Here is a 15,115-nt window from a genome sequence, read left to right on the forward strand (position 1 = left end):
CTATTAAGTTTACATAATTATTGTTATGTTTCTTTTATTTTGAAAGGTTATATTTTTTAAGATTTAAAAGTAAATATCCATCTTTTTCTTTAAATTATGATTATTTCATGTACAATTGTAGAAAGTAACAGAATAAACCATCAGGGAGATGAAAATGTGAAAAACCAATTGCGTTCCAGCAGAGTAGCGATTATCGGAACCGGGGCCGTAGGCTCTACGACGGCATACACACTGCTTTTGCGGGAGCGGGTATCCGAGCTGGTGCTGATCGACGCCAACAAAGACAAGGCGCTCGGCGAAGCGCTTGATATGAATCATGGATTGCCTTTTACCGGCGGGGTCAAGCTCTGGGCAGGAGATTACAGCGACTGTGCCGATGCCGATATTATCGTCATCGCGGCCGGCGCTTCCCAGCGCCCCGGCGAGACCAGAATCGATCTGCTTAAACGGAATTCCGACATTTTTGACAGCATCATCAAAAATATCGTCAAATACAACGATCATGGCATAATTCTCGTAGCTACCAATCCGGTTGATATTTTATCCTATGTATCTTTGAAAAAGAGCGGCTTCCCTTCCAACCGCGTGATCGGCTCAGGAACCCTGCTCGACAGCGCGCGTTTCCGCTATTTGATCGGCCAAAACAAAGGCATTAACCCGCGCAGCATTCACGCTCATATCGTCGGCGAGCACGGCGACTCGGAGCTGCCGCTCTGGAGCCTGGCGAACGTGGCCGGCATCGGGTTGGAATTCTCGCCGGAGGACCGGGAGCAGATTTTCAACAGCACGAAAAACGCCGCCTACGAAATCATTAACGCCAAAGGCGCCACTTCCTATGCGATCGCCTTGGCCCTTGACCGGATCATCGTATCCATTCTTCAGGACGAAGGCTCCGTACTCAACGTGTCCACCCTATTGACCGATTACAACGGAGTATCCGACGTCTACCTCGGAGTGCCGAGCATCGTGGACCGCAGCGGCGTCCGCCAGGTTCTGGATTTGCAGCTTAGCGACCAGGAGCTGATCCAGTTCCAAAACTCGGGGAATAAGCTGAAAGCGGAAATTGCCAAGCTGGATTTGTAAAATAACAAAGGCCCGTGGGAAACTTTCGGTGAAGCTTCCCACGGGCCTTCGTTTTTGTTAGCGATGTTTTATTAATATCCTTTTACGCCTTCCACAGATAGTATATACATCCGCTGGGATTCCGCAGGTAATCGCTCCGTTGCCGCAGCCCGCATCCAGCACGCTCATCCCCGGGGTCAAGATTTCTGCCAGCCGCTTATGCGCGGATTGCAGCGAACGGGCGTCGATAACACGGGAGTCCGTCAGTACCGCGCGGCTGGCTGCCTGATCTCGCTTCATGGCATAAACCACCTTTGTAATTTCTTAATAAATCGCGATATTCCCTTTCCGCTCGTTAGCGCCCCGGCCGACCAAGCGATTTACCGCGTCGAGATAGGCTTTGGCGCTCGCCTCCACGATATCCGTGCTGACTCCGCGGCCGGACGCCGAGCCGGTTTCATTCCGCAGAACGACATGGACCTCGCCTTGCGCATCCGTTCCCGGCGTAACGGACCGGATCGAGTAGTCCTCCAGCTCCGCCTCGATCCCCGTAGCCTTTACCAGCGCCCGGTAGACGGCGTCAACAGAGCCGTTGCCTACAGCCGCTTCGTCCGTAACGGTTCCGTCCTGTTTGACGATTCGGACGGGACGGAAGCGGTCGGCAGCGAGCGGTTTCCGTAGGAGACCTGAATGCTGTCCAGCCCGAACGGCTTCGGCCCCTCAGCCATATTCTCTTCCATCAGCGCCCGGATATCTTCGGAAAGAATGCTCTTCTTCCGGTCCGCCAGTTGTTTGAATTTGGCGAAAGCGATATTCAATTGCTCTTCATCCGGAGAGTAGCCGAGATCGGCCAGCTTTTCCTTGAACGCGTGCCGACCGGAGTGCTTGCCCAGAACAAGCTTGCTGGAGCTGGCGCCGATCGTCTCCGGCGTGATGATCTCATAGGTGCTCGGGTTTTTGAGCATCCCGTCCTGGTGAATGCCGGATTCATGCGCGAACGCGTTGGCCCCGACGATCGCTTTGTTCCCCGGTACACTCATGCCGGTCATTTTGCTGACCATCCGGCTCGTGTGATAAATTTCATTCAGCTTCAGCGTCGTTTTGGCCCCGTAGAAATCGCTTCTCGTTTCCAAGGCCAGCGCCACCTCCTCCAGGCAAGTGTTTCCGGCGCGTTCGCCGATGCCGTTGATCGTACCCTCGAACTGGTCCACCCCGTTCGCGATCGCCGCAAGCGTATTGGCCGTGGCCATACCGAGGTCGTCGTGACAGTGCGTGCTAAGCTGGATCTTTTCGATCCCGGGAACGCTCGCTTTTATCGTACGGAACATCGCTCCAAACTGCTCCGGCGTCGCGAAGCCGACCGTGTCCGGCAAATTGACGACCGTCGCCCCGGCGCGGATCGCCATCGCCGTCATCTCGCACAGGAAATCGATTTCGGTACGGCTCGCATCCTCGGCGGAAAATTCAACCTTGCCGAAAAATTTCCGCCCATAGCGGATCGCCGCTTCGGCCGTTTCCATCACCTTCACTTTATCCATTCGCAGCTTGTACTCCCGGTGGATCGGGGATGTGGCCAGCACCAGATGCAGGCAAGGGTCTTCCGCGCCCTTCAACGCCTCTACCGCCGCGTCGATGTCCTTGGAATGACAGCGGGCAAGGCTTAACAGGGTCGCGTTCTTGACCCGCTTCGCCACCTCCTGGATGCTATGCAGGTCTCCCGGCGAGGTCGCCGCAAAGCCCGCCTCGATCCGGTCGACGCCAAGCCGCTCCAGCTGCAAAGCGATCGCCGTTTTTTCCTCTACCGTCAGGCTTACGCCGGGGGATTGCTCCCCGTCCCGCAACGTCGTGTCAAACACATAAATCTTTCGCATGATTCATCCCGCCTTTGTTTGAATTTGTAAAAAAGAAAAAACCTCTTCCGCCCCGCCGCAGGCCAAAGTTGGCTGCGGCAGGGGCGAAAGAGGCATTCTTCGCGGTACCACCCTGATTTTACCGCCGGCTTCAGTCCGGCGGCCTTGGCGGGAACCCGAGGCGTGCTACGTGCAGCTGCAGCTTGCACGGTTCCCAGTACGGTAACGGGTACGATCCGGCGTTTCTTATCCATGACAGCGACGATGCTGTTCATCGGTTCGGAAACGCGGCTCCAAGGCGAGTCGGCACCGGGATTAAGGCGGCGATTTCAGCATGTTCGCCGCTCTCTGGACATAAGAGCCCATCGGCCTGCTCCTTTTCATTGCCTATAACAAAAAACCCCTTTCATCCCGCACGCCAACCGGCGCACTTCAGGGACGAAAGGGGTTATCTTCCGCGGTACCACCCATATTCGCCGCGCGAGTCAAACCAGGTTTGAGGGCGCGGCCTCACGGCCAAACGGATACTCCGTTTGACACGGCACGGTAACGGGTGCAAATCCGGCTGCCTCTATCCCTCCTATTCAGGGTTCAAGGCTGCGGCTCCAAGGCGAGTCGGCGCTCGGGATTAAGACGGCGATTTCAGCATATTCGCCGCTCTCTGGACATAAGAGCCCGGTATGGCCTGCTCCTTTTCACTGCCTTTGTGTCATCAAAACCAAAAACTTGGTGCTATTATATGCCAGTTTTTAAAATTTAGTCAACAGTTGTTTTTAAGCTCTAAATCGTCTCTTCTATCCGTCGGCTATAGAACCGAAGCATTTGGACCCATTTAATTAATGTCATGAATTAACGGCGTTAAATATATGATCGCACACTTATTTAATGTCATTAATCTTGGTTGCTTAAAACGGCGGAAGCTCGTCGTCGCTCGGCTTTTTCTCCAATATCCGCTTGGCTACGACTTCAAAGGAATCGGGCTGAAGCAATTCCACCGGCGAGAAGGCTTTATCGAAAGTGAAGGAATCCCCCTCCAAAATGACCGCATACCGCCCGTCCAATTGGGCGATATGAATCTGGTCGCCGAAGTCGGCCAGTCTCCCCTTCACGAGCGTATCCCCGATCCGGAATTTTAGTTCGATTTCCGGCTTGATCGCCACGATCCTCTCCGCCGCTTCCTCGACCTGCTCCGGCTCCCACTTGGCCTGGATATCGCGCTTCTCGCTGGCGGCCCACAGTTCGAGCTCCTTCTCCACCTGTATGCGTTCTTCCTGGGTTTCATCGGGCCATTTCGTTTCCACAAAGGTCTGAACGAATTCCATCACTTGTTCATTGACGATTTCCGGTATGGACATATCGTAGCTGACAAATCTAAGGAAATCCTCAAAATATTTGGCGTGCGAAGACTGATGAATTTTCAGCTCCCACTCCTCATTCATCCCTTCTTCAAGCATATAAGGATACATAATCGACTTCATATTGCGGGCGCTGATCGCCATCTCCACCTGGCTGATCAGGCTGCGTTCATCCGAGATCCGGGCGATCTTCGGCTCGAAATCGCATTTCAGCACAAAAATAAACGGATCTTCCGAATGCGTCGCCAGCACCGCCTGAACGACGATCAGCGCTCCGCCCCTGACGGAGCTTGTATCGAGATAACCGCGGACGAGATCGTCGCAAGCATTCTTGTAATCTTCCTTGTTATCGGCAGCCCTTAAACGGGCGAACATATTAAAGTTCGGGTTGCTGTCCAGTTCGTATCCCGGCTCGACGATAAAGCGGCCGATCTTTGTCGGTGCCTGTTCCAAGGCCGGATTCTTCTCCGCCTTTCGTTTGGCGATCCGGGTAAATTCGCCGTCAAGAAATGATTTGATTTCGCTGTCAACGTACTCGTACCCGTCCATGGTTTGATAATGTTTGTAGGATTTCGCGGCTTGTCCTTCTTTGCCATCCACTTGAATAACAAAAAAAGACAGAAACTGTATCGTAAATCTCATGAATAATGTCCTTTCTTGTAAAAAAATCTTGCTGTGCTGATTCATTATACCATGGCCGCGAATCTCCCATAAGCTGTTTTTCTTATACGAATTTAAGTTTACATAATATTTATTATTTAAATTATGCCCGTATTGAGCTCCATTCTCCTTTGTGAACTCCTAGTGATAATCAACAACAAACGTTAATTTATATTACACAAAATTTGGTTTTTGTTACATTTAACAGAACATTGAGCTTCGGGGCTTGTAGGTGCCGAAATTATTGTTATAATTACCCAAAATTACGTTAGTAAAATTCGCATAAAGGAGCGTTAAAAAATGAATATGCGGCTTAGAGCAATGAAGAAGCCTGCTGTTCTGCTGCAGCGAGCATTGCAACAATCAGCAGGTCGAGGATGTGATGGAAGCTTTCAAAGAACAGCTTGTGGAGCTCGGCATTCACAAAGAAGTGAAAATCAACAAAACCAGCTGCCTCGGTTTATGCGGCAACGGCCCTTTTGTCATCGTTTATCCGGACGGGGTATGGTACTACAACCTAACTGAGGACGATGTCCCGCGGATTACATTGGAGCATCTGGTCAACGGAGAACCGGTCGAAGAGCTTGTGATGCTGAAAATGAACGCCTAATGCTAAACACCCCAATATGCTACTTGTGTTCATCACAAAAGTCGATATTGGGGTGTTTCATATTTATCCTGAATATTTCTCTATGACCTTATGGTTTACATAACTATTATTATGGAACTTTCAGCATGGAGCCATGTTGAAATAATTAAGTCTTAATGCGCCGATTCAACCTCATCCACATGCTTCACATGAATTTGATTGGTCACAATAAGAATGACGGACAACAGTACGAACCCCGCGCCGACGATGAACGGAACGTGGGGATTGAACCATTCGGCCAGTTTACCGGCCAGGAACGGAGCGATCGCGCCGCCGAGGAAGCGCAGGAAGCTGTAGGCCGCGGAAGCGGTGGAGCGTTCCACCGGAGCGGCGTTCATCACGGCTGCGGTAATTAACGTGTTATTGTTCCCCAGCAAAGCCCCGGCAAACACAACGGCCGCGATGACCGCCCACTGCACGTTCGTCCAGATACCCATCACGAGCAGGGTCAGTGCAAAGAGCAGCAGCATCGCACTCATGGATTTGATCGTCCCGAATCTTTGCTGCAGTCTAGGCGCCATATAGACCGAGGTGAAGGCGAGCAATACGCCCCAGCCCAGGAAAACAAAGCCCAGCCCGTGCTCATCGAGATGCATAACGAACGGCGCGTAAGCCATCAAAGTAAAGAAACCGAAATTGTACAGGCACGCCGTCAAGCCGAAAATTACGAGCGGACGGTGTCTAAGCGCCCGGAACGGATCGAGGATCGATTGTTTCCGCGTTTCTTTGCGCGATGAAGCATCCGCTTTAGGCATCAAGGTAATTAGTCCGATGAAGGCGATAACCATAAGCGCCGCTACACCAAGGAACGGCCCTCTCCAGGTGATCGCGCCCAGCCAGCCGCCGAGCAAAGGACCCACCGATATGCCCAGACCGACCGCGGCTTCGTACAAGATTACCGCTTTGGTGGTGCCGCTATTCGACAACGATACGATTGCGGACAGCGCCGTAGCTACAAACAGCGCATTTCCCAGGCCCCAACCGCCTCTAAGGCCGATAATCGTCCAGATATTATCCGATAAACCGCCCGCGGCGGAAAATATAGCGATGATGATAATTCCGAGAAGCAGCGTCCACTTCATGCCCAGCCGCGAAGAGATCGCGCCGGTGATCAGCATGGCCACGGCCATAACCGCATTATAGCTGGTAAACAGCAAAGTGACCTGGCTCTGGGAGGCGTGCAAATTTTCCGAGATGGCCGGCAGAATCGGATCGACCAGACCGAGGCCCATGAATGCGATAATTCCGGCAAAAAAAACAGCCCATACGGACCGCGGCTGCCTTAATAAGCTGCCTTCTTCCAGTGTAGCCGATCCCAAACCGGAACCGGTTTGTGCTTGTTTCGACATTTGATAATCTCTCCCTCTTATCTCTATAATAAAATATTGACCCATTTTTACTTCCACCCAAATTAGTTGTATGATGAAAGTACATTATTGTATTATACAACTATATCTGAACATGTCAATATGAAATGACATTAAAAAGAGAGGTTTACTATGATGGATAACCAAGTATTGGATACGATTGAAGTGGAATTGGCCATACTGTGGCGGCGGATTGCAAACCGGAAGCACGGAAATTTGGACCGGTCCGCCTACTTGCTGCTTCACCAAATCGATGCCTACGGGGCTGCCGGAGTTAAGGCCTTGGCTGAAGAATCCCACCTGGACGTGTCGACGGTGAGCCGGCAAGCGGCCGCATTGGAGCATAAAGGATACGTCACCCGAATTCCCGACCCTACGGACGGAAGAGCCTACTCCCTGCAAATTACCGAGCAAGGCAAGCGTGAATTGCTGATCTCCAAGCAAGCCCGCGCCGACCGGATCGGCTATTTAATCCGGGATTGGACCGGGGAAGAGAAGCGTATTTTTGCCGAACTGCTGACCAGATTAAACCGAACTTTTTAATCTAGGGTTCGATTGAACCTGCTCTTTTTCAGTATGGGAATGATATAATTAAAAAATACTGTTGAGTTATATGCTGTGCGGAACTAGGTACATTTTTTGGGATTTACTGTTGTGAATTTTTCATACGTTGTAATTTTCAAATATATAGAATGCAAGTTTGGCTTATTTCGAACCGAACCTGGGTACCGCTTGTTTGGGAATCGTTTAATGAGTTGGAGGTGCTGGAATTGAATTATAGCGATGAACCGGTGTTTGTGATTGAACGCGCCGTCACGCCGCGCGGCGAAATTCAGCTTCAACGGAGAGGCGCGTATTACGAGATTATCAGCAACGGCACATTTTTGATGGCGACCTATAACGGGGAATCGGAGCGTCTGCTCGTGAATAGCGCTTTGCGGTGCGCCGCAAAGCCCGGGGAAGTGCTGATCGGCGGGCTTGGCGTCGGCTTCTCGCTGCATGAAGCGCTTCAAGACCCTCGGGTCCGGCGGGTGACCGTCATCGAGATAGAACAGAAGGTGATCGAATGGAACCGCGCGGAGCTTGCGGAGGTTTCCGGACATGCACTGGCCGATCCGAAGACGAATCTCGTGCATGCCGACCTGATCCAATGGCTGCGCGAAACGGCGCAAACCTTCGATTTGATTTGCCTCGACATCGATAACGGGCCGGACTGGAAAGTGTTCGACGCCAACGGCTCCCTCTATGACGATCAAGGCCTCGTACTGTTGCAAAATCGGGTCAATCCCGGGGGCTGCATTACATTTTGGAGCGCGACGCCTTCGCCGGATTTTGCGGCCAGACTGGAAGATTTTTTCGGGAATACCCAAGTTTTAGAGGTTCCGCAAAGCAACGGAGATCCGGATTACATATTTTTGATCCAAGTTTAAATGCGGGTGGAGGTGTGATGATGAATATTCAAAAAGCGATCGACCGCAAAAAGCTCGACGAGCGTACTGTGTTTATGCCCTGGTTCGTACAGCAGTTCATCGATTACAAGCTGCCGGATCTCTCCCCTTCCACGCTGCTAGAGTATGTCCGGGATTATGAGCAGTTTTTCAATTGGCTGCGGGCGGAAGGACTGTCCGAGGCGGAGAGCAACGCGCAAATCACTTTGCACGATCTGGAAGTGCTGCATATGGAGAGCATCGTCGGTTACCGGCTGCATTTGACCACCCGGACCGAAGGGACGAACGCCAAAATTACTGTTTCCCGCAAGATGTCCTCGCTCCGCTCCCTGTTCCATTATTTGAGCCAAATCGCCGAGGACGAGAATTTTTATCCTTTGCTCAAGCGGAATATCATGGCAAAGGTGGAGATCAAGCGGATTCACAAGCCCAAGGACACCGCCGCCAAGCTGAAGGGCAAAATTCTGGAGGAAGAAGAGATCGACGAATTTATCGCCTACATTGCCGAGGGCTACGGGCACGACATCCAGAACAACAAGCAGGCGCTCCATTCCTATGAGCTGAATAAGGAACGCGATGCGTGCATCGCCAGCCTGATCCTCAATTCCGGCCTCCGCGTCTCGGAAGTGGTCAACCTGAACGTCGACGACCTGGATCTGGCGAACAAGCTCCTCTACGTATTCCGAAAAGGGAATAACGACGAGACGTTCAAAACGCCGGTTTATTTCCGGGAGCGCTCCAAGGACGATCTTGCACATTATTTGACGCTGCGGCAAACCCGCTACCGGACGCCGAAACGGGAAAAGGCTCTGTTCGTCACGATTCCCAACGGGCAAAAAGAAGGGAAACGAATGACGAAACGGGCGATCCAGGCGATGATTATCAAATACGCAAAAAGGTTCGGGAAGCCTTATTTAACCGTCCATAAGCTCCGGCATTCCTTTGCCACGGATTATTATTTGCAAAATGATATTTATAAGACCAAAGAACAGCTCGGGCACGCTTCGACGGAAACGACCGAGGTCTATGCCCATCTAACCGACAAAACGATGTCGGAAGCGATCGAGCGGAGAAACGAGGCTTAATCGGGTACGAATCAACAAAAGGTGGTTGAGGGATAGCAATCCGCTCAACCACCTTTTTAATTAACGTCCCCGCTGACAGTAGCGGAGGATAAACCCCGCGATCTCCTCCGCCTCGTCCGCGCGGAACGCGGGAATGCCGCCATTCGGCGCTTCGGCGCTTAGAACGACGGATGATTCGGCCGATCCCCCGGCTTCTTCCGCGTCCTCGCAGCCATCGCCGCGCCGAATCATGGCAACGACACCGCTTAGCCGCTGCGCCAGCTCCATATCCTCCGGCTTGTTAACCATCACCAGCTTGGGATACGGCTCCTCTTTGAAGCCTTCCACCAGAATCAGATCGTACGACCGGAACCGTTCGATCAAACCGCTCAGCGGGGTTTCATGCTCCTCGACGACCGCCGTCCGCCAGGGCGAGGTAATCGCGGTCGCCGCCGCACCCGCCGCCCTCAGTTTATACGTGTCGGTCTCCTCCACGTCTCCTTCAAAGCCGTGCAGATCATGCTTGATGACGGCGACGCGAATATTCATGCCATTAAATATTGCCAGCAAGCGGGCGATCAGCGTCGTTTTCCCGCTGTTTTTATAGCCGCAGATTTGCAGCACCGGCGGCTTCATCGCGCCCCCGGAAGCTGCAGCACCGTTACCGTTTCCCCGGCGGCCAAGCCGCGGTTGGACGGCGGAACGACGATCAGGACGTCGCTGTCCTTGATCGTGACCATGACGCTGGATTCATCCAGCGCCGCCGGATTAGCGATCAGTCGGCCATCAGCAAAATCCAGCCGGCCCCGGACAAAGCGGGTAAAATTGTTGATCTTCGCATAGTCCTTGCCGAGCTCCGCTTGGAATTCCCGCAGGAACGGCGACTTCATGCCAAGCATCGTTCCGAGCGCCGGGCGGACGAACAACTCGAATCCGACGAAGCAGGCGCCCGGATTGCCCGACAGCGCGAACAGCAGCTTGCCGTCCTTCACCGCGGCGGTCGTGACGCTGCCCGGCCGCATCATGATTTTGTTAAACAGCATTTCCACATCTTCGCCGGACACCAGGTCGGCCATAATGTCGAAATCGCCGACAGAGACGCCGCCGGTCGTGATCACGACGTCGTACAGCGCAAAGGCTTCCGCCACTTTCTGCCGTGCGGTCGTCAGGTCATCGGCGATCGCTTCGAGAATATGCGGCTCTCCCCCGGCGTTCCGGATTTGGCTGGCCAGCATATAAGTATTGCTGTTGCGGATTCGGCCGTCCTGCAGCGGCTCCTCCACGCCAAGCAGCTCCGAGCCTGTCGAGAAGATGGCCACCCGCGGTCGTTTGGCGACAGGCACATCATAGATGCCGAATGTCGCCAATACGGAAATTTCCCCGGCGGACAGGCGACGGCCCTTTTCCAGAATCAAATCGCCTTCAGCAAGTTCGAGTCCGACCGGGGTAATATTGCTGCCCGGTTTGATCTCCCTTTTGAGCTGGATATAATCCTTGCCCTGGCCGGCGCTCGCTTCCGTCATCTCGAACATGACCACGGCGTCGGCTTCATCCGGCACCTTGGCCCCAGTCATTATTCTTGCGGCCGTACCGGGTGACAGCGCGACCGAAGGCAGGCTGCCGCACGGAATTTCATCGACGACCTCCAGATAGACCGGCGTCTCCGTTGAGCAGCCCGCCGTATCCGAACTGATAATGGCAAAGCCGTCCATCCCGGAGCGGCGGAAATGCGGAAACGGGTGCGGCGCTTTAATATCCTCGGCCAATATCCGGCCCTCCACCATCGGCAAAGAAACGTATTCGGTCTCGATCCGGCGGGCGTACGGCAAAATTTTGGCTTGTCCCTCTTTGACCGAAATCGCCTTCCGGCGGAATTTGTCATCATTGCTGTTGCGATCCGCTGTTATCACAAAGCATCCCCCATTCTGTTCGCGGCTATATATTGTTCCAGAAGCTTATCGATCTGTTGCGAAATGAAGAGGATCTCCTCTTTGCTGAGATGATCGTAATGAATGCCCATGACCACTGTGACGGTGCGTCTCAGCTCCTCCGCGGCCCGGCGGGCCAAACCCTCGGTTAAAGTATGTTCTTTATGCCCCGGAACGGCCGACGTCTGAACCTCAATAGCCCCGTTCACGTTATAAGCAGTCGAAGCGGCGCCGATATGAGCGGCTCCGCCCGTAATCACAAGCAGCAGATCACGGCCCACCTGCAGTTCCTTAAGTTTAATATCCGTAAAGCCGTTCATTCGCGGAATGCTCCTCCTTTACATAGCCTGATAACTATTTTAAAGGATACCGCGAATTTCGTCCAAACAGGTCAGACCCTGCTCGGCCATGAATCGTTCCAGACCCTCGACAAGCTCAAGACCCGCCCTTATATTCATAAAGTTATAAGTGCCCACCTGAACCACGGCCGCTCCGGCCATAATGAATTCCACCATGTCCTCGGGACTTGTTATTCCGCCCATGCCCATGACGGGGATGGTGACCGCCTTGCTGACCTGGTGCACCATGCGGAGAGCGATCGGCTTGATCGCGGGGCCGGACAAGCCGGCATACAAATTGTCAAATACGCTGCGGCGTTTGTAGATGTCGATCTTCATCGCCGAGAACGTATTGACCAGCGATATGCCGTCCGCCCCTTCTTGCTCGCACATGGCCGCCATTTGGACGATGTCCTCCGCATTCGGCGACAGCTTGACAATGAGCGGCAGCGTGGTCGCCGCGCGGATCTCCCTTACGACTTCCCGGGCGGTTTCCGTCTTGATCCCGTACGCCATCCCCCCGGCTTTCACATTCGGACAGGAGATGTTGAGCTCAATCATGTCGACCGCGGTATTGCCTTTCTTCTTCCTTTCGGCGGCATCCCGCTCGATTAATATCGCGCCGTCCACATAATCCTGCAGCGTGTTGCCGCCCAGATTGACGATCCGGGCCAGATCCAGCCGCTCCCAACGCGGACATTCGTCCCGCAGAAAGGCCGGTATGCCCGGATTTTCCAAGCCGACGCTGTTCAATAGGCCGGAAGGCGTCTCATAGACCCTGAGCCCCGAATTGCCTTCCTTGGGCTCCAGCGTCAAGCCCTTGCCCGAAATGCCGCCCAGCTTGTTCAAATCGTAGTAAGCGCCGTACTCCTTGCCGAAACCGAAGGTGCCGGATGCCATGACGACCGGATTTTTGAAGGTGACCCCGGCGATCGTACAAGACATGTCGATCATGAGAACACCACCTCCTCGGCTCGGAATACGGGGCCGTCGGCGCAAGCTTTTTTCCGGCCGTCCTTGCATTTGACGCTGCACACGAGACAGGCTCCGATTCCGCACGCCATCCGGTTTTCCAGCGATACGTAGACATTCGCCCTCGTTTCCAATTCCGCCTGCTTGCGCTGCACCGCCTCCAGCATTTTATGCGGACCGCAAGCGTAGATCGTGTCGTAAGCGTTGAAATCGACCAGATCCAAAATCAATCCCCCGACATTCACGACTACTTCCCCCGTCGTTTTGCGGCGGAACTCGTCCAACAGGTACGGCGTCTTGCTGAAGCCCAAGTACACGTCCGCGTCCGGAATCCGGTTCAGGGCATAATAAAACGGGGCAATCCCGATTCCCCCGCCGATAAATGCCGTTTTCCCTTCCGGCTCGGCAAATCCGTTACCGAGCGGACCTTCCAGAACGATGGAATCCCCTTTTCTTAAACGCGAAAACATGGTCGTCCCTTCACCGGTTACTAGATATACAAACTCGATACACTGTTCCGTTACATTAAAAATGCTCAGCGGTCTGCTCAGCAGCGGATAACGGTCCCATGACCGCAGCATATAGAATTGCCCCATTTCTCCGGCGAACCGGCCGGATACGGAAAGCCGGAATACCCCGGGAGCTATTTGCTCATTGGCCAATACTTCTGACAATGCTCTCTCTCCTCTCCACCAAACTGGCGCGTTAGGTTTGCTCCATACTTCATCTAAAGATGCAATTTTTCAGAGTTTAAGTCTGTGATTTATGTCACAGATTAATGCAACTCATAGTTTTGCTGTTATTTGGACATACCAGTAGATAAGATTGTTTTGGCTGAAGGGAGAGAATCGCATGTTCCGACAAAGAAAAAAAACGATCCGAATTGCCGGAGCCGTTTGCCTGATCACGGCTTTGTTTTTTTGCGCATTTGGTGTAGACACCGCCCAAGCCGCTGGCAGCGGGCTCATCATCGCGCCCTTACCCGAAAAGACCGGACACCCAGGCTCCCCCGACGCGGTCGAAACGGGGACTAAACCGTTAGGCCTCGGAGAGCTGCGCCGGAAGTATTCGGAGACTTTCAAATTCCAGGGGCCAAGGGTGAAGCAGGTTGCCCTGACATTTGACGACGTTCCGGATCCTCGCTTTACGCCGCAAGTTTTGCAGGTACTGCGCAAAGAAGGAGTAAAAGCGACCTTCTTCGTCGTCGGCCACAGGGCCAAGAAATACCCGGAATTGCTCCGGAAAATCCATGCAGAGGGACATATCATCGGCAATCATTCCTTCAGCCACCCGGTGTTCAAAAAACGCTCCTTGAAGCAGTTTCAAAGCGAAATATTGCGAACCGAGAAAATTATCTTAGGTATTACCGGCTACCGGCCCAAGCTCATTCGCCCGCCCTACGGCGAGATCAATGAAGAACAGGTGAGATGGGCCAAACAACATGGGTACACGATCGTCAATTGGAACGTCGACTCCCTCGATTGGAAAGGACTCGACCAGGAAAAAGTCGTACAGAACGTGCTAGGCACGGTCGGCCCCGGTTCTATCGTCTTGCAGCATGCGGGCGGCGGGACAGGCTCCAACCTCACCGGAACGATTGAGGCGCTGCCGGAAATCATTCATACGCTGCGGGCCAAGGGCTACCATTTCGTAACCGTGCCGGAGCTGCTGAACATCCCGAAATATAGGTAAACAAAAAAGCGGCTCCTTCAAGAGGAGCTGCTTTTGACTTATACATGCCTTATTTGATGACGTATAGAGTAACGTCCTGGAAACCGAACTGATTAACCGTCGCCTGGCTTCCGGGAATGAAGATATCGATGCGGTTGCCTTTAATCGCCCCGCCCTGGTCGGTTGCCGTAGCGACAAACGCATTTTTCGGCAGATTGGCGTGGCTATGACCGGTCACCAGCACCTTCGTGCCCATCGGAATGACGCTCGGGTCTACGGCAATCGTACCGAGCTTGAGCGGGTTGCCGAAATAATCCACCGGGCCCCATCCGCCGTTTTCGCTGGCCGCGGACGAATAAGCCGTGGCTTTGACATTGATCGTTTTCGAATAATTAAAAGTTTTGCCCCAGGCTTCCACAACTTTATCGACCGAGGACACTTTAAAGGTCGGCAAAATCTCCGCCGCTTTGCTCGGGCTTGCCGAAGCCTTCATTACCATTGCGTTCGACTGGGCGCCCGGAATTACGATATCCAAACCGGCATAAATATTGTTGGCCTTAATACTCGGATTGGCGCTCATCAACTTGTCCAAATTCACGCCGTATTCCTTCGCGAGCAGGTAAAACGTGTCGCCCTCCTTCGCTTTATGTACCGAGTCCGCATGCGCCGGAACCGCCTGCAGCGCTCCTGCCAAACCAATCGCGATGATTGCCGCCTTTACGGCGCGTGCCCATTTCAAATGCTTATTCAT

15 protein-coding genes and 1 pseudogene are annotated in these 15,115 nt (G+C 53.3%); 6 read left to right on the top strand and 10 right to left on the bottom strand.

What is annotated here, in order from left to right; translation table 11 throughout:
- The first annotated feature begins 156 nt into the window (after positions 1 to 156).
- Entirely contained in the window at positions 157 to 1,083 is a 927-nt protein-coding gene (locus V3851_RS15315) for an L-lactate dehydrogenase (protein ID WP_414859324.1), read from the top strand.
- A 57-nt stretch (positions 1,084 to 1,140) separates the two neighbouring features.
- Here the strand turns inward: V3851_RS15315 and V3851_RS15320 are convergent, their stop codons facing one another.
- The 3 genes and pseudogenes from V3851_RS15320 to V3851_RS15330 form a co-directional block, all read right to left on the bottom strand.
- Positions 1,141 to 1,362: a hypothetical protein gene (locus V3851_RS15320; protein ID WP_331847428.1), complete on the bottom strand. Its 222-nt coding sequence runs from the start codon at positions 1,360 to 1,362 to the stop codon at positions 1,141 to 1,143.
- 24 nt (positions 1,363 to 1,386) lie between these two features.
- Positions 1,387 to 2,933, bottom strand: a pseudogene (locus tag V3851_RS15325) (2-isopropylmalate synthase).
- 884 nt (positions 2,934 to 3,817) lie between these two features.
- Positions 3,818 to 4,909: a DUF3900 domain-containing protein gene (locus tag V3851_RS15330; RefSeq protein WP_331847429.1), complete on the bottom strand. Its 1,092-nt coding sequence runs from the start codon at positions 4,907 to 4,909 to the stop codon at positions 3,818 to 3,820.
- 352 nt (positions 4,910 to 5,261) lie between these two features.
- On the opposite strand from V3851_RS15330, the gene V3851_RS15335 reads away from it, so the two are divergent.
- Positions 5,262 to 5,537 (top strand): (2Fe-2S) ferredoxin domain-containing protein, encoded by a 276-nt coding sequence (locus tag V3851_RS15335; protein ID WP_331847591.1) that lies wholly within the window; start codon positions 5,262 to 5,264, stop codon positions 5,535 to 5,537.
- Positions 5,538 to 5,689: 152 nt separating this feature from the next.
- Here V3851_RS15335 and V3851_RS15340 read toward each other — a convergent pair whose 3' ends face one another.
- On the bottom strand, positions 5,690 to 6,925 hold the full coding sequence (locus V3851_RS15340) for an MFS transporter (RefSeq protein ID WP_331847430.1): 1,236 nt from the start codon (positions 6,923 to 6,925) through the stop codon (positions 5,690 to 5,692).
- A gap of 150 nt (positions 6,926 to 7,075) precedes the next feature.
- Here V3851_RS15340 and V3851_RS15345 point away from each other — a divergent pair, with 150 nt between their 5' ends.
- From V3851_RS15345 to xerS, 3 genes are all read left to right on the top strand, one after another.
- Positions 7,076 to 7,486: a MarR family winged helix-turn-helix transcriptional regulator gene (locus V3851_RS15345; RefSeq protein ID WP_331847431.1), complete on the top strand. Its 411-nt coding sequence runs from the start codon at positions 7,076 to 7,078 to the stop codon at positions 7,484 to 7,486.
- Between the two features lie 227 nt (positions 7,487 to 7,713).
- On the top strand, positions 7,714 to 8,373 hold the full coding sequence (locus V3851_RS15350; protein ID WP_462686685.1) for a spermine/spermidine synthase domain-containing protein: 660 nt from the start codon (positions 7,714 to 7,716) through the stop codon (positions 8,371 to 8,373).
- Positions 8,374 to 8,393: 20 nt separating this feature from the next.
- Positions 8,394 to 9,476, top strand: a complete 1,083-nt coding sequence (xerS, locus tag V3851_RS15355; protein WP_331847433.1) for a tyrosine recombinase XerS — start codon at positions 8,394 to 8,396, stop codon at positions 9,474 to 9,476.
- A gap of 60 nt (positions 9,477 to 9,536) precedes the next feature.
- Here the strand turns inward: xerS and mobB are convergent, their stop codons facing one another.
- Genes mobB through V3851_RS15380 form a run of 5 tightly spaced genes read right to left on the bottom strand, consistent with a single transcriptional unit; the run spans position 9,537 to position 13,367 of the window.
- Entirely contained in the window at positions 9,537 to 10,091 is a 555-nt protein-coding gene (gene mobB / locus V3851_RS15360; RefSeq protein WP_331847434.1) for a molybdopterin-guanine dinucleotide biosynthesis protein B, read from the bottom strand.
- Entirely contained in the window at positions 10,088 to 11,365 is a 1,278-nt protein-coding gene (locus V3851_RS15365) for a molybdopterin molybdotransferase MoeA (protein WP_331847435.1), read from the bottom strand. The genes mobB and V3851_RS15365 overlap by 4 nt, the downstream gene beginning before the upstream one ends.
- On the bottom strand, positions 11,362 to 11,703 hold the full coding sequence (locus tag V3851_RS15370) for an aspartyl-phosphate phosphatase Spo0E family protein (protein ID WP_331847436.1): 342 nt from the start codon (positions 11,701 to 11,703) through the stop codon (positions 11,362 to 11,364). The genes V3851_RS15365 and V3851_RS15370 overlap by 4 nt, the downstream gene beginning before the upstream one ends.
- A gap of 39 nt (positions 11,704 to 11,742) precedes the next feature.
- On the bottom strand, positions 11,743 to 12,675 hold the full coding sequence (locus V3851_RS15375; protein ID WP_331847437.1) for a dihydroorotate dehydrogenase: 933 nt from the start codon (positions 12,673 to 12,675) through the stop codon (positions 11,743 to 11,745).
- Complete coding sequence (locus V3851_RS15380) at positions 12,672 to 13,367, bottom strand: dihydroorotate dehydrogenase electron transfer subunit (protein WP_331847438.1); 696 nt, start codon at positions 13,365 to 13,367, stop codon at positions 12,672 to 12,674. Before V3851_RS15380 ends, V3851_RS15375 begins: the two co-directional genes overlap by 4 nt.
- A 178-nt stretch (positions 13,368 to 13,545) precedes the next feature.
- Between V3851_RS15380 and V3851_RS15385 the strand changes: the two genes are divergently transcribed.
- Positions 13,546 to 14,385 (top strand): polysaccharide deacetylase family protein, encoded by an 840-nt coding sequence (locus V3851_RS15385; protein ID WP_331847439.1) that lies wholly within the window; start codon positions 13,546 to 13,548, stop codon positions 14,383 to 14,385.
- A 49-nt stretch (positions 14,386 to 14,434) separates the two neighbouring features.
- Here V3851_RS15385 and V3851_RS15390 read toward each other — a convergent pair whose 3' ends face one another.
- A complete protein-coding gene (locus V3851_RS15390; RefSeq protein ID WP_331847440.1) occupies positions 14,435 to 15,115 on the bottom strand; it encodes a 3D domain-containing protein in 681 nt (226 codons plus the stop codon).

The organism is Paenibacillus haidiansis, assembly GCF_036553665.1.
GTDB lineage: Bacteria > Bacillota > Bacilli > Paenibacillales > Paenibacillaceae > Fontibacillus > Fontibacillus haidiansis.

What these genes read in the sequence shown, in the direction of transcription:
- V3851_RS15320 (WP_331847428.1), bottom strand. Translation starts at nt 1,362, where the DNA reads ATGAAGCGAGATCAGGCAGCCAGCCGCGCGGTACTGACGGACTCCCGT.
- V3851_RS15330 (WP_331847429.1), bottom strand. Translation starts at nt 4,909, where the DNA reads ATGAGATTTACGATACAGTTTCTGTCTTTTTTTGTTATTCAAGTGGAT.
- V3851_RS15340 (WP_331847430.1), bottom strand. Translation starts at nt 6,925, where the DNA reads ATGTCGAAACAAGCACAAACCGGTTCCGGTTTGGGATCGGCTACACTG.
- V3851_RS15345 (WP_331847431.1), top strand. Translation starts at nt 7,076, where the DNA reads ATGATGGATAACCAAGTATTGGATACGATTGAAGTGGAATTGGCCATA.
- xerS (WP_331847433.1), top strand. Translation starts at nt 8,394, where the DNA reads ATGAATATTCAAAAAGCGATCGACCGCAAAAAGCTCGACGAGCGTACT.
- mobB (WP_331847434.1), bottom strand. Translation starts at nt 10,091, where the DNA reads ATGAAGCCGCCGGTGCTGCAAATCTGCGGCTATAAAAACAGCGGGAAA.
- V3851_RS15370 (WP_331847436.1), bottom strand. Translation starts at nt 11,703, where the DNA reads ATGAACGGCTTTACGGATATTAAACTTAAGGAACTGCAGGTGGGCCGT.
- V3851_RS15375 (WP_331847437.1), bottom strand. Translation starts at nt 12,675, where the DNA reads ATGATCGACATGTCTTGTACGATCGCCGGGGTCACCTTCAAAAATCCG.
- V3851_RS15385 (WP_331847439.1), top strand. Translation starts at nt 13,546, where the DNA reads ATGTTCCGACAAAGAAAAAAAACGATCCGAATTGCCGGAGCCGTTTGC.
- V3851_RS15390 (WP_331847440.1), bottom strand. Translation starts at nt 15,115, where the DNA reads ATGAATAAGCATTTGAAATGGGCACGCGCCGTAAAGGCGGCAATCATC.